The sequence below is a fragment of the Streptococcus equinus genome, assembly GCF_900101445.1.
GTDB lineage: Bacteria > Bacillota > Bacilli > Lactobacillales > Streptococcaceae > Streptococcus > Streptococcus equinus_B.
Map to the genome: position 1 here is coordinate 644,597 of NZ_FNKE01000001.1, position 14,650 is coordinate 659,246.

14 protein-coding genes and 1 other annotated feature are annotated in these 14,650 nt (G+C 38.3%); of the genes, 5 read left to right on the forward strand and 9 right to left on the reverse strand.

Annotation, left to right across the window (positions count from 1 at the left end; translation table 11 throughout):
- Positions 1-267 precede the first annotated feature (267 nt).
- Positions 268-813, forward strand: a complete 546-nt coding sequence (locus BLR83_RS03210; protein ID WP_234793106.1) for a TetR/AcrR family transcriptional regulator — start codon at positions 268-270, stop codon at positions 811-813.
- A gap of 31 nt (positions 814-844) precedes the next feature.
- Here the strand turns inward: BLR83_RS03210 and BLR83_RS03215 are convergent, their stop codons facing one another.
- The 3 genes from BLR83_RS03215 to rplJ form a co-directional block, all read right to left on the reverse strand.
- Positions 845-1,171, reverse strand: a complete 327-nt coding sequence (locus BLR83_RS03215; RefSeq protein ID WP_074560299.1) for a DUF1648 domain-containing protein — start codon at positions 1,169-1,171, stop codon at positions 845-847.
- A 125-nt stretch (positions 1,172-1,296) separates the two neighbouring features.
- Positions 1,297-1,665, reverse strand: coding sequence for a 50S ribosomal protein L7/L12 (gene rplL / locus BLR83_RS03220; RefSeq protein ID WP_004232036.1), 369 nt, complete (start codon positions 1,663-1,665; stop codon positions 1,297-1,299).
- A 68-nt stretch (positions 1,666-1,733) separates the two neighbouring features.
- Positions 1,734-2,237, reverse strand: a complete 504-nt coding sequence (gene rplJ, locus BLR83_RS03225; protein ID WP_039696786.1) for a 50S ribosomal protein L10 — start codon at positions 2,235-2,237, stop codon at positions 1,734-1,736.
- 28 nt (positions 2,238-2,265) lie between these two features.
- Positions 2,266-2,401: a sequence feature (ribosomal protein L10 leader region), on the reverse strand.
- A 400-nt stretch (positions 2,402-2,801) separates the two neighbouring features.
- On the opposite strand from rplJ, the gene BLR83_RS03230 reads away from it, so the two are divergent.
- Both BLR83_RS03230 and BLR83_RS03235 read left to right on the forward strand, forming a co-directional pair.
- Positions 2,802-4,910 (forward strand): AAA family ATPase, encoded by a 2,109-nt coding sequence (locus BLR83_RS03230; RefSeq protein WP_039696785.1) that lies wholly within the window; start codon positions 2,802-2,804, stop codon positions 4,908-4,910.
- A 204-nt stretch (positions 4,911-5,114) separates the two neighbouring features.
- On the forward strand, positions 5,115-5,783 hold the full coding sequence (locus BLR83_RS03235) for a YoaK family protein (protein WP_074561098.1): 669 nt from the start codon (positions 5,115-5,117) through the stop codon (positions 5,781-5,783).
- A 31-nt stretch (positions 5,784-5,814) separates the two neighbouring features.
- Here BLR83_RS03235 and mmuM read toward each other — a convergent pair whose 3' ends face one another.
- From mmuM to BLR83_RS03265, 6 genes are all read right to left on the reverse strand, one after another.
- Entirely contained in the window at positions 5,815-6,759 is a 945-nt protein-coding gene (gene mmuM / locus BLR83_RS03240) for a homocysteine S-methyltransferase (RefSeq protein WP_074560300.1), read from the reverse strand.
- 10 nt (positions 6,760-6,769) lie between these two features.
- Positions 6,770-8,146: an amino acid permease gene (locus BLR83_RS03245; RefSeq protein ID WP_074560302.1), complete on the reverse strand. Its 1,377-nt coding sequence runs from the start codon at positions 8,144-8,146 to the stop codon at positions 6,770-6,772.
- A 136-nt stretch (positions 8,147-8,282) separates the two neighbouring features.
- Positions 8,283-8,876, reverse strand: coding sequence for a ribosome biogenesis GTP-binding protein YihA/YsxC (yihA, locus tag BLR83_RS03250; RefSeq protein ID WP_074560304.1), 594 nt, complete (start codon positions 8,874-8,876; stop codon positions 8,283-8,285).
- Between the two features lie 10 nt (positions 8,877-8,886).
- Positions 8,887-10,116, reverse strand: coding sequence for an ATP-dependent Clp protease ATP-binding subunit ClpX (clpX, locus tag BLR83_RS03255; RefSeq protein ID WP_074560306.1), 1,230 nt, complete (start codon positions 10,114-10,116; stop codon positions 8,887-8,889).
- 229 nt (positions 10,117-10,345) lie between these two features.
- The gene (locus BLR83_RS03260) at positions 10,346-10,840 is read right to left on the reverse strand and encodes a dihydrofolate reductase (RefSeq protein ID WP_074560308.1); all 495 of its coding nucleotides are present in this window, start codon (positions 10,838-10,840) and stop codon (positions 10,346-10,348) included.
- Between the two features lie 82 nt (positions 10,841-10,922).
- Positions 10,923-11,762 carry a thymidylate synthase gene (locus tag BLR83_RS03265; protein ID WP_039696780.1) on the reverse strand — a complete coding sequence of 280 codons (840 nt, stop codon included), beginning with the start codon at positions 11,760-11,762 and terminating at the stop codon, positions 10,923-10,925.
- A gap of 330 nt (positions 11,763-12,092) precedes the next feature.
- Here BLR83_RS03265 and BLR83_RS03270 point away from each other — a divergent pair, with 330 nt between their 5' ends.
- Positions 12,093-13,268, forward strand: a complete 1,176-nt coding sequence (locus BLR83_RS03270) for a hydroxymethylglutaryl-CoA synthase (RefSeq protein WP_074560310.1) — start codon at positions 12,093-12,095, stop codon at positions 13,266-13,268.
- Complete coding sequence (locus BLR83_RS03275) at positions 13,258-14,529, forward strand: hydroxymethylglutaryl-CoA reductase, degradative (protein ID WP_074560312.1); 1,272 nt, start codon at positions 13,258-13,260, stop codon at positions 14,527-14,529. Before BLR83_RS03270 ends, BLR83_RS03275 begins: the two co-directional genes overlap by 11 nt.
- Positions 14,530-14,650 lie beyond the last annotated feature (121 nt).

The following is a 14,650-nucleotide window of genomic DNA, read 5'->3' on the forward strand; positions in this document are numbered from 1 at the left end:
CCATATCGCCAATGATTTTTTAATAAGTATTTACATTATCATTGAAAGGGCTATCTCATAAATTTGATACGTTTACATTTTTGGAAAACGTTTTAGGATAAACTTCTTTTCCCCGACATCGCAAAGAGAGTGCTATAATAACTTTAACTAATACTCAGATCCAATTCCCCATTTTGCTCAAAAAGAAAGGATTTAATTATGGTATGTGGTAAAGTTAAGCAAATAAAGGATACAAAAGACAGGCTATTTTGTTCCCTCATCTGCCTGATGAAAGACAAAAACTACGAAGACATCAAGATTAAAGATATTCTCGAAATCTCCCAAGTCTCAAGAAGAACCTTTTATCGTCACTTCGCTAATAAACAAGAACTCTTAAATTACTATTTTGAAAAGGTAATCGATGAGTATCTAAGAGAACGCCAAAACTTCGCTCAATCTGAAAGTTTCGAAGAAATGGTGGCTGGTTCATTAGAATTTTGGTATCATAAACGAAACGTTTTATCAATCTTAATCAAGCACCAACATTTTGATTTTTTCTTTCACCAATTCAACCGACGTGCCAAAGAAGTCTATGACAGCATTACCCTCCCTTGGTTTGCTTACAGCGGTGATGTGACAAAAATTAATTTTGCCATGGATTTTATCATCGGTGGATACTACAATGTTTTGCGTCATTGGTTAAGCAAAGAAAATCCCGAAGGACCTGAAGTTATCGCTGGTGAAGTCAAAAAAATGATTGTAAAACTAACAGAATTTTTCAATCTTGACACTTATCAAGAAACTGATATAACTACAGAAAAACAAGAGCTCTGAGAATTCCAGAGCTCTTATCTTTTTAGTAAAATTAAAACACTTGATGTAACATGACTAAAATGAAAATCAATACAATCAATGATAAGATTTGAATAAATTTGATTTCACTTGCTAAAAGTATGGGATAACTTCTCAGATTAGTCTTTTTACGATACCATTTTGACCAAAAAATCCCTGCCTCTCCAAGGATAAAAGTAAGAAATGGATAAATAAAAAGATTAATTCTACTTCCTTTACCATCCACTAAGCCATTATTAAAATGAAGTGCAATTTCTTCTGGTGAGAGCAAAACTAAGGCGATCGTTACTAGAAATGTAACACCATATAGCAATCTAACATATAACGAGAATCTCTTCATCTGACTTCTCCTAGCAAGTATTGTTACCCAAATTTTAGTCTTCCACTTCACAATTGTCAACAAAAAAACCACCAGTCAATTGACTAGTGGTTCTGTTTTATTAAGCTACTTGAGTAGTTACTCTATTATTTAAGAGTGATTGAAGCTCCAGCTTCTTCAAGTTTAGCTTTGATTTCTTCAGCTTCTGCAGTAGCAACGCCTTCTTTAACGTTAGCAGGTGCACCATCAACAAGAGCTTTAGCTTCTTTAAGACCAAGACCTGTAACTTCACGTACAGCTTTGATAACAGCAACTTTTTTGTCACCAGCTGAAGTCAATTCAACGTCAAATGAGTCTTTAGCAGCACCAGCGTCTGCAGCACCAGCAGCAGCTACAGCTACAGGAGCAGCTGCAGTTACACCAAATTCTTCTTCGATAGCTTTTACAAGATCGTTCAATTCAAGGATTGAAGCTTCTTTAATTTCAGCAATAATGTTTTCAATGTTCAATGCCATTGTAGATTCCTCCAAAAATATTAATGTTTTATTAGATAATTGTTTGTAGCTCTAGGCTACCATACGCATTAAGCAGCGTCGTCTTCTTTGTTGTCTGCAACTGCTTTGACAGCAAGTGCAACGTTGCGAACTGGCGCTTGAAGTACAGAAAGGAGCATAGAAAGAAGTCCTTCGCGGTTTGGCAATGATGCAAGAGCAGCGATTTCTTCTTTTGAAGATACAGCGCCTTCGATTGCCCCACCTTTGATTTCAAGTGCTTCAGCATCTTTAGCAAAGTCACTAAGAACTTTTGCTGGTGCAACAACATCTTCGTTAGAAAATGCTACTGCAGATGGTCCTACGAAAAGATCTTTCATTCCGTCAAGACCTGCTTTTTCAGCTGCACGAGTCAAAATTGAATTTTTGATAACTTTAAATTCAACACCGTTTTCGCGAAGATTACGACGAAGAACTGTATCTTGTTCAACTGTAAGACCACGTGAATCAACAACAACGATAGATGCAGCAGCTTTCATTTTTTCAGCAACAGCATCAACTTGTTCAGCTTTTTTAGCAATAATTGCTTCACTCATTAGTTTTACCTCCGTTATTATTTTTGGGCTAGGTACAAAAAAATTCGCACCTAAACCTAGACACGAAAGTACAAATACGTTATTTCATCATTACGTTTTGTGCCTCGGCAGGAATATTACGAGCACAGCTCCCCTGCTGTCTTAGGTCAGTTTCATTACAAAACCTTAATTATTATAACTTAGATTTTTGTAGCTGTCAACACTTTTTTACTTTTTTTGCTTAATTTTTTTATTTTTACTCTTTTCTACTATTAAATAACACGCTAATTGACTTTTGAATTTTTCTAACAAAACCTTAAAATCATATTATAGTATTAGTTTCAAAAATATCAAACGCTTACTAGATAAAAAAATCATATTTTCTGCGCATAATTCTTTGACTTTTACTGACCAAAGGTGTATTATATCCTCAGAAGGTGATTGATAGGAACAATTGATAAATCTCTTTAAATACGACCTCTCTACTCCGATATGTAAAGACTAAAGGGATTTGACCTTCAATCTTCCAAATCATAGCATAATATCATTTGGAATTATTTTAAGAATGAAAAGAGGTAATTATACATGGCAAACAATCAATTTTACGGAAGAGATCCTTTTGGAAATATGGATGATATCTTCAACCAATTAATGGGAAACATGGGAGGATACAATTCAGAAAATAAACGTTACCTAATCAATGGTCGCGAAGTAACTCCTGAAGAATTTGCTCAATACCGTCAAACTGGTAAACTCCCAGGAAATGCTGATTATCAAGAAGGCGCTCCTACTTCTGCACCTAAAGAAGATGGTATCTTGGCTAAACTTGGAACAAACTTAACTGAACGTGCTCGTAACAACGAACTCGATCCCGTTATTGGACGTAACAAGGAAATTCAAGAAACAGCTGAAATCTTGTCTCGTCGTACAAAGAACAACCCAGTTCTTGTCGGGGATGCTGGTGTTGGTAAAACAGCTGTCGTTGAAGGATTAGCTCAAGCCATTGTTAACGGTGATGTGCCTGCTGCTATCAAGAACAAAGAAATCATCTCAATTGATATTTCAGGCCTTGAAGCTGGTACACAATACCGTGGTGCTTTCGAAGAAAACATCCAAAACATGATTAAAGAAGTCAAAGACGCTGGTAATATCATCCTCTTCTTTGATGAAATTCATCAAATTCTTGGAGCTGGTTCAACTGGTGGTGACTCTGGTTCTAAAGGTCTAGCGGATATTCTTAAACCTGCTCTCTCTCGTGGTGAATTGACTGTTATTGGTGCGACTACGCAAGACGAATACCGCAATACCATTTTGAAAAATGCTGCGCTCGCTCGTCGTTTCAACGAAGTTAAAGTTAACGCTCCTTCTGCTCAAGACAGCTTTAACATCTTGATGGGTATTCGTGATTTGTACGAAAAACACCACAATGTTATCCTTCCAGATAACGTTTTGAAAGCTGCCGTTGACTTTTCAATCCAATACATTCCACAACGTAGTTTACCAGATAAAGCAATTGACTTAATCGATATGACTGCTGCTCACCTAGCTGCACAACATCCTGTAACTGATGTTAAATCTCTTGAAAAAGAAATTGCAGAACAAAAAGAAAAACAAGAAGCTGCTGCCGCTAAAGAAGATTACGAAGCAGCTCTTAATGCCAAAGTGCGTATCGAAGAATTGCAAAAACAAATCGATAATCACACTGAAGACAAGAAAGTTACTGCTACCGTTAATGACGTTGCTGAATCCGTTGAACGTCTAACTGGTGTGCCTGTTTCAAACATGGGCGCAAGCGACATCGAACGTTTGAAAGAATTGGCTAGTCGTTTGAAAGGTAAAGTCATTGGTCAAGACGAAGCTGTAGATGCTGTTGCTCGTGCTATTCGCCGTAACCGTGCTGGTTTTGATGAAGGAAACCGACCAATTGGTAGCTTCCTCTTCGTAGGTCCTACTGGTGTTGGTAAGACAGAACTTGCTAAACAATTGGCTCTTGATATGTTTGGTTCAAAAGATGCAATCATCCGTCTAGACATGTCTGAGTACTCTGACCGCACAGCCGTTTCTAAGTTGATTGGTACAACAGCAGGTTATGTTGGTTACGATGACAACAATAACACACTTACTGAACGTGTTCGTCGTAATCCTTACTCAATCGTTCTTCTTGATGAAATTGAAAAAGCTGACCCACAAGTTATCACACTTCTTCTTCAAGTTTTGGACGATGGTCGTTTGACTGACGGTCAAGGTAATACAATTAACTTCAAGAACACTGTTATCATTGCTACATCTAACGCTGGCTTTGGTAATGAAGCCTTGACTGGTCAAGAAGACAAAGACATGAAGATTATGGATCGTATCGCTCCTTACTTCCGTCCTGAATTCCTTAACCGTTTCAACGGTATCATCGAATTCTCTCACTTGACTAAGGATGACTTGAACGAAATCGTTGACTTGATGCTAGCTGAAGTTAGCAAGACTATCGCTAAGAAAGGTATTGATTTGGTTGTCAGCGATGATGCTAAACAACACCTTATCGAAGAAGGTTACGATGAAGCTATGGGTGTTCGACCACTCCGCCGTGTTATCGAACAAGAAATTCGCGATAAAATCACTGATTTTTACCTTGATCACACAGATGTTAAACACCTTAAAGCTGATATGGTTGACGGAGAACTCGTTATCAGCGAAAAATAAGCCTATCAAGGCACTCCAGTTTCTAAGCACTCCTAATCTCTTAAAAGCTCAACCCAACTTGTTACGGGTTGGGCTTTTTCTAGCATAATATAGGACAAGTATGATTTTTCTAAAAAATCCTCTAGTACCTTATCTTATAAAATGTTACAATATGACTGTTGACTCTATTAGAAAGAAGGACATGGTGTGAATGATTTAGAATACATGCCTCAGAACAGTCGTTTTGAAGCTGTTTTACTCGGATTTTTAGGTGGAGCCCTAGACGTCTATTGCCAAATTCAATTTGACACACTTGTTGCCACCCAAACCGGAAATATTCTTTTTCTTATCGCTGATATCAGTCATAGTTCACTTCATCAGACACTTATCCGCTTGTACTCAGTCTTATTCTTTTCACTCGGATTTATGTTTGGATTGCGTGTACGTGCCAAAGCCAAAACAGCCTTTTGGCGTGCCTATGCTATTTTGCCTTTATTAGTTGTAACGATTGCTTTGCCACTATTACCTGAGAATCGTTTACTTTGGGTTATTCTTTTAGCACTTGGTACTGGTTTACTAACTTTGACATTCTCTGGTAGCCAGATTGAATCGCACGCTTATTCTATTTTGATGACTTCAGGAAATTACCGTAAAATGATTACAGCATGGCACAATTACTTAACTGTTGAAGAAAAAACAGCAAAAATGAAACGACAAGCTGTGAACTACTCTTTGGTCGTTGTTAGCTTTATCATCGGTGCTATCTTTGTCGCGATTGTCCACCATTTCATTCAAGTAAGAACAATCTGGGTAGTATCGCTAACCTTAGCTGCTATCGTTTATCATTACACAAGCGTGGTTATCCGCTACCGTCTTCAAGAAACAAATCTATAATCAAAAAAACGTTTGGAAAATCCAAACGTTTTTATTTTAATTTATCAGCCAATAATTTAATGTCTTCTGGACGAGTTCGGCAACAGCCACCAACAATCTTAGCACCGAGTTTGTGCCAAACTTGACTATTTTCACACAGAGTGTGTGAATTGTCTGGTAATGATTTCCAAGTCTGTGTTACTCCGTCATAGATTTCACCAGAATTTGGATAAGTTACCAAAGGCTTTTGAGAAATTGTACGACTAGCTTTCAACAAATCTGAAATAATCGCTGGACGGCTACAATTAATCCCAAAAGCAAGGATTTGTTTGCTGCTGTCACAGAGTTTTGCAACCTCAGTCATTGGTGTTCCATCAGAAATGCTCTGACTATCTTGTGCCGTAAAGGACATGTAAGCTTCCGTATCAGGAAAGTCATCAGCCAGCAATTCAACCAAGGCTGTAGCTTCAGTCATATTAGGAATCGTTTCAATGGCTAGAAGATCACTTCCTGCCGCTAGCAAAGTCTGAATACGTGAACGATGAAAATCTTTGAAAGCTTCTTTTGACAACTGATAATCCCCAGTATACTCAGAACCATCTGCCAAGTAGGCTGCATAAGGTCCAACATCACCAGCAATCAATGGATAGACACGATTTTTCTTCTCATCATCTGACAAAGATTGCCAAAAATTTTGGCGAGCATTTTTAGCCAATTCAACTGTCAAGGCAATAATATCAAGTGCCTCTTTCTCTGACAAACCATAATCTTCTAGCCCTTGAACTGTTGCTTGATAACTTGATGTTGTCACAATATCAGCACCCGAACGAAGATAATCTTCATGTAGCTCTTGAATAATTTGCGGATTTTCTAGCAAATATTTTGCTGACCACAACTTTCCTGACACATCATAACCACGATTTTCTAACTCTGTCCCCAATGCGCCATCCAAGATAAGATAATCAGTTGATTCTAGTAATTCTTTAAGTTTTCCCATAACATCCCTTCTACCATTTTTTATAACGTAAATAGTGATACACATAACACAAAGCAATAAACGGAAGTCCAAAATACAGACCTGCTCTTTGCGATGCATCCCAAGCAATTCCGACAATAGAAATTAACAACAGCACAATTGTAAAGTAAGGCAATACTGGCGTCATTGGCGTTTTGTACGACAACTCATCTAAAGAATGATTTTTCAAAAAGTTCTTTCGAAAATTAATCTGCGCAAGAGGAATTGATAGCCAAACGACAACCACAGCAAAACCAGCAATGGATACCAAAGCAAGATAAACCGTATCGGCTGCGTAAATACTTGAAAATAGAGCTAGCACTGCACCAATCATTGATAACAAGAGAGCACGCATTGGCACGCCGTGCTCATTGATTTTAACAATTTTTTTCGATAGCATGCCTTCATTGGCTAGTGACCACAGCATACGACTTGAAGCATAAAGTCCGGAATTTCCAGCTGATAAAATAGCTGTTAGGATAACAAAATTCATCATGTCAGCCGCAAATGGAATTCCCATTTTATCAAAGACATCAACAAACGGTGCCGTTGACACTCCTGCTTCTTTCATTGGCAAAAGTGATGCCAAGACGAGAATGGTCAAGACAAAGAAAATGACCAAACGTCCGATAGTTGTCTTAATCGCCTTTGGCACAGCCTCTTTTGGATTGTCAGTCTCACCAGCAGCAATCCCGATGAGTTCAGTTCCAGAGAAAGCATAGTTAACCGCCAACATCACTGAAACCAGAGCAGCAAAACCTTTCGGAAAGGCTCCATTAGCAGTTAGATTGGTAAATAAAATCGACTTATGTTGACCTTCAAAGCTCACTAGACCAAGCATAGCACCAAGCCCCAACACGATAAAGATAATAATAGCAATCACTTTAATCGAAGCAAAGAAAGACTCAGCTTCCGCAAAGCTGCGAACACTCAGTGCATTGATGGCAAAGATAACCAAAGCAAAAAACGTTGCAAAAATCCAGGTTGGCACGCCTGGGAACCAACGTCCCATAAGCATTGCTGCTCCTAAAAATTCTGTTCCAAGAGCCACCGTCCAACAAATCCAGTAAAGCCAAGCTACTGTAAAGCCTGTTCCTGGGCTAATAAACCGTGTCGCATAAGTGTGAAATGATCCAGTAACTGGCATAGCAACAGCTAGTTCACCCAAGGATAACATGACTAGATAAACAACGACGGCACCAACCAGATAAGACAAAACAGCTCCTAAAGGACCTGCTTGAGCAATCGTGTAACCAGAACTTAAAAACAAACCTGTCCCAATAACGCCACCCAAAGACAACATAAACAAATGCCTGCTTGTCATCTTACGCTGGAATTGACCTTCATTTTCAAAATTATGATTTTCCATATAAGCCTCTCAATCCGTAATATATCTATCATATCACAAGATTTTCAGAAATGATAATAGACTTTAACTATCAAACACTTAGTTAAAAACTATAGCAATGAAAAAAGCCTGAAATTTTCATCTCAAGCTTTCATTATTACAATTCTTCTAAGATGCTGTCCCAAGCTTCATCCAAACCAGTACGGTCAACCGATGAGAAGACAACAAACTTATCAGATTTATCAAAATTCAATTTTTTCTTGATAGCTGATTCATGCTTGTTCCATTTACCACGTGGAATTTTATCAGCTTTTGTTGCTACCACGATAACTGGAATTTCATAATACTTCAAGAATTCATACATCTGAATGTCATCAGCACTTGGGTCATGACGAAAATCTACCAAACTAACCACCGCACGCAAATTATCACGGCTAACAAGGTATTCTTCAATCATTTTGCCCCATTTAGCACGTTCAGCTTTAGATACTTTGGCATAACCATAACCTGGAACATCGACAAAACGTAACTTGTCATCGATATTGTAGAAATTCAGCAACTGTGTTTTACCAGGCTTACTAGAAGTACGAGCCAAATTCTTACGTCCTAAAAGAGTGTTGATGAAACTAGATTTACCAACATTTGAACGACCAGCAAGAGCAACTTCAGGGAGCTCATCTTGTGGGTAATGTGATTTATTAGCTGCACTTAACAGAAGTGAGGCATTATGGGTATTTAAATACTCAGTCATTCTCTTCTCCTTAGGCAATCTCTAAAATTGGTTTATCTTTGCCTTCAACGGCATCTTTTGTGATACGAACTTTAGTAACTTCTTCACGACTTGGAATTTCAAACATGATATCCATCATTGTTTCTTCAATGATTGAACGAAGCCCACGTGCACCTGTCTTACGTTCGATTGCTTTGTTAGCAATAGCTTGAAGGGCATCTTCATCAAATTCCAACTCAACACCATCATATGATAGAAGTGTTTGGTATTGTTTAACCAAAGCATTACGAGGCTCTGTCAAGATGCGCACCAAATCATCTGTTGTCAATTGCTCAAGCGCAGCAACGACTGGCAAGCGTCCGATAAATTCAGGAATCAAACCAAATTTTTGAATATCTTCGGAGATGATTTCTTGCATGTAAGAAGCGTCTTCATCAATCTTGCGGTTGTTTTGACCAAAACCAATAACTTTTTCACCGAGACGTTGTTTAACAATATCTTCGATACCGTCAAAGGCACCACCAACGATGAAAAGGATATTCTTAGTATTGATTTGAATCATTTCTTGGTTAGGGTGTTTACGACCACCTTGTGGTGGCACGCTAGCAACTGTTCCTTCAATGATTTTAAGAAGTGCTTGTTGAACACCTTCACCTGAAACGTCACGAGTGATTGAGACATTTTCGCCTTTTTTGGCAATTTTATCAATTTCATCCACGTAGATGATACCACGTTCTGCACGTTCAATATTAAAATCAGCCGCTTGAATAAGCTTCAAAAGGATATTTTCAACGTCCTCACCAACATATCCTGCTTCTGTCAATGATGTCGCGTCAGCAATCGCAAATGGAACATTTAAACTTTTCGCCAAAGTTTGGGCAAGGAAAGTTTTCCCTGAACCAGTTGGTCCGATTAATAGGATGTTAGATTTTTGCAATTCAACATCTTCTTCATCACGACTTTCGGCAAAAGAAACACGTTTGTAGTGGTTATATACAGCCACTGCGAGGGCACGTTTAGCGCGTTCTTGACCGACAACATATTCATCGAGGGTTGCTAATAATTCTTTTGGTTTTGGAACTTCAGCCAAATCTGCGAGAACTTCTTCTGCCAACTCCTCTTTAATAATCTCTTGGGATAAAGCCACACATTCATTACAGATAAATACGTTATTTCCGGCAATGATTTTTTTTACTTCGTCTTGGCTTTTTCCACAAAATGAGCAATAAACTTTTACATCATTTGTTCGATTTCCAACCATTTTTTCGTTCTCTCTAACTTTATACTTTCTCTATTTCTTAAAACAAGGTACCATACACGGCATGAATGGTATTTACTACATTAGTAAAGGCATTCAAAAACAAAAGGACAGCTAACCCATAACGTTTTTTTCTAAGTGCTGGGAGAGCACACAAAAAACAGATAACTGCTAGTAGAGCCGTGAACACACCAAAAATACTTCTCTGCATTCCTTTCTCCCTGTGTTATTTTTATTTTTCAAAAACTGTAATCGTAAAATCGTAGGCGTTTTTGTCATCTTTTTCGTTAAATGACTCTGAAACCTTTTTAAAGGCTTTTAAATCAAGATCTGGGAAATAAGTATCACCTTCAAATTCACCATGAACCGTTGTCTTAACGATAGCATCACAGTATGGCAAAAAAGTTTTATAGATACTTGCCCCACCAACGATATAAAGGGTTTTGTCGTGAGTTTTAAACCAATCAAGGACTTGTTCTACATCATGAACAACTGTCACACCATCGGCTTCAAAGTTTTTATCACGTGTCAAAATCAAAGTTTCGCGACCTGGTAAAATGCGACGTTTCATACCATCAAAGGTTACACGTCCCATCAACAAGGCTTGTCCCATCGTTGTTTCTTTAAAATGCTTTAATTCTTTTGGGAGACGCCAAGGTAATCTATCATCTACCCCGATTAAGCGATTTTCATCTTCCGCCCAGATTGCAACGATTTTCTTTGTCATATTGTCCTCTCATTCATTACTTTCATTTTATCAGATTTCCTATAAAAATGCTGAGATGCGATACGAAAGACACTGAAAAAGATTAAATAGCCAAATCAAATTTCAATTGCGGTTTAACGGGTTCGTAATCAACTAATTCAAAATCTTCTGGTTTAATATCAAAGAAATCTGTTCCATCAGGCACATTCAAAACCAAACGCGGTTGACAGTCTGTTGGTTGACGTCGCAATAGTTCTTCTGCTTGCTCAAATTGATTGTCATAAATATGAAGGTTATTTACAAAATAGAAGAATTTACCAACTTTCCATCCGAAATGTTTGGCAATCATCATTTGAAGGGCCACGTATTGCATGGCATTAATGTGATGAGAGACCAACATATCATTTGAGCGTTGGGTTAAGGTAGCATCAAGGTAAATGTCACCGTCAACGCGACGCACATCATACATAGTTTGGAAAGCACATGGCAAAAGACCGTCTGTATTTTCAAAAGCTTCGTAATCCCAAAGTGAGATAACATTGCGACGATTCCATGGGTTTTCTTCGAGTTGTTTTAAGATTTTACGAATAATATCGTGTTTTTTAACAACTGCACCATAGCGTTCGCCGATCGTACCAGTGCCATCAACTTCCCAATCATTCCAGTATTTAACATTGTATTTATCATTTAAAACTGAAAGATCATTAGTTTGATCTTGATAAATCCAGAAGATTTCTCGGATAGCACTTTTAATGGGAATAGGACGAAGGGTTGTAATCGGAAACTCACCCTTACTAAGGTCATATTCCGCAAAAGCACCTGTTACATATTTAGAATTTGCTTGTCCACCACTTTGGTACACAGGACGTGCATTCTCTGAAAATACCCCTTCATTCATAATTTTTTTGATATTTTCTTTAAAAATAACATCTGCTTTTGTCATGCTATCCGCTCTCCTTTGATTGTATTGATTTTTTGAAAAAATCATTCCTTCCTATTTTATCTGAAAAACACTAAAAAAGCTAGTATTTTTAACGAATTTGACTGAATTCGCTATTACTTTGAAGGATGAAACAAACGAATTTTTTATAGGGAATTTTGCCAACTTTATGTTAAAATTAATTTTGGACAATTAGTCACGCCGTAAATTTAATAAAAACGAATTTCCTATTTAAGAGGTTTTCCCCACTTTTTAAAAACTTGTTAGGCCAGTAAGAATGAAGATAAAGTTCCTAACATTTATTGGAAATTCAATAAAGAGAAAGGTTTTTTCATGAAAATTGGTATTGATAAAATAGGATTTGCAACAGCGCAATACGTGCTGAATATGGACGACTTGGCCGAGAGCCGCAATGTTGATCCAGATAAATACAGCAAAGGTCTCCTATTAAATAACCTAAGTATCACGCCAGTCAATGACGATATTGTGACACTTGGTGCTTCTGCTGCGGAAAGCATCCTAAGCGAGGAAGATAAAAATACTATTGATATGATTATTGTGGCAACAGAATCATCTGTTGACCAAAGTAAAGCTGCTTCTACTTATATTCACAGTCTCTTGGGCATCCAACCTTTTGCTCGTAGCATTGAAATGAAAGAAGCTTGTTATGGTGCAACAGCAGCGCTTGATTACGCTCGTTTGCACGTTCAAAAACATCCAGAATCAAAAGTTTTAGTTATCGCTTCAGACGTTGCTCGCTATGGTGTTAACACCCCTGGTGAACCTACTCAAGGTGCTGGTAGTGTTGCTATGTTGATTTCAAAAGACCCACGAATCTTGCTACTTAATGACAACTCAGTTGCCCAAACGCGCGATATTATGGATTTCTGGCGTCCGAACTACTCTACTACCCCTTACGTCAACGGTATTTACTCTACAAAACAATACCTTGACATGTTGAAAACAACTTGGGCAGAATTTCAAAAACGCTTCAACACTTCTCTTGCAGATTTCTCAGCCTTCTGCTTCCACCTTCCATTTCCTAAGTTAGCCCTTAAAGGCTTTAACAAAGTGATGGATAAGAATCTACCAGAAGACTTTAAAGAAAAACTCAAGGAAAACTTTGAAAGCACTATTCTCTACAGTAAAGAAGTCGGAAATATCTACACTGGTTCACTGTACTTAGGTCTTCTTTCACTTCTTGAGAATTCTAAAAATCTTGTAGCTGGAGACCAAATTGCCCTCTTCAGCTATGGTAGCGGTGCTGTCGCAGAAATCTTCTCAGCAACTTTGGTTGATGGTTTTAAAGACATGCTACAAACTAACCGTTTAGAAACGCTTAAAAACCGCACTCGTCTTTCTGTTGAAGACTACGAAAAATTATTCTTTGAGGAAGCTGCTATCAACTCAGAAGGAAACGCCAATATTCCTGAATACAAAACAGGTGCATTTACCCTCAAAGAAATTCATGAACATCAAAGAATCTATGGTAAAGTAAATGACAAATAAAGTGACTTGGGGAGGATTCTCCAAAAAAACGTTGGCTGAACGCCTTGAACATCTGGAAAAAAATGAACTCATTAGCGCAGAACGCTTAGAAAGCTTAAAAAACAATGAGCTTCTCTCACTAGAAACTGCTAATCAAATGGCCGAAAATGTCTTAGGAACTTTTTCACTTCCATTTTCACTAGCGCCAGATTTTCAAATCGATGATAAAACTTTCAATGTTCCAATGGTAACCGAAGAACCTTCTGTGGTTGCTGCTGCAAGCTTTGCAGCTAAAATCATCAAACGTTCTGGAGGTTTCAAAACTCAAGTTCACTCTCGTAAAATGATTGGGCAAGTTGCCCTTTACGACGTTCCAAATAAAAGTGCTGCTAAAAAAGCCATTGTTGAACACACAGAACAATTAATTAACCTAGCAAATGATGCGCACCCTTCTATCGTTAAACGTGGAGGTGGTGCACGCGAATTGAGCATCGATGAAAAAGATGACTTTTTGATTGTTTACCTAACGGTTGATACTCAAGAAGCTATGGGCGCTAACATGGTTAATACTATGATGGAAGCTTTGGTGCCAAGCTTAGAAGAGTTATCAGGCGGTAAAAGTTTGATGGCTATTTTGTCAAACTATGCAACAGAATCTCTTGTTACCGCTGACTGTCAAGTTGACCTTCGATACCTCAGCCGTAACAAAGAGGAAGCTCAAGAGTTAGCTAGAAAATTCCACTTAGCTAGCAAATTAGCCCAAGAGGATGTTTACCGTGCAAGCACGCACAACAAAGGTATTTTCAACGGTATTGATGCAGTCGTTATGGCAACTGGAAATGACTGGCGTGCTATCGAAGCTGGTGCTAACACTTACGCTTGTAAAGATGGCCAATACCGCGGTTTAGCAACTTGGACCTTTGACGAAGAAGCGCAAGTTCTCCGTGGCCAATTAACCCTTCCAATGCCAATCGCAACACGTGGTGGCTCAATCGGACTGAATCCAACGGTTAAAATTGCGCACGACCTTCTTGGTCACCCTGATGCCAAACAGTTGGCACGTATCATCGTTTCTGTTGGTTTAGCACAGAACTTTGCTGCTGTTAAAGCTTTAACGTCAACCGGTATTCAAGCTGGTCACATGAAATTACAAGCTAAATCACTTGCACTCCTTGCTGGTGCCAAGGATAAAGAAGTCTCTGAAGTGGTTAAAGCTTTACTAGAAGCTCCACATATGAATTTGGAAACTGCGCAGCACATCTTACTAAACTTGCGAAATTAAACAAAATAATTTAATAAGTGAGTCGTGTCTAATGGGCATGGCTCATTTTCTATTTTCAGGCTCGTGAAAAAACTGTCCACTGAGCTTAACTCGCTTTTCAATTTCTAGGCTCGTGAAAAAC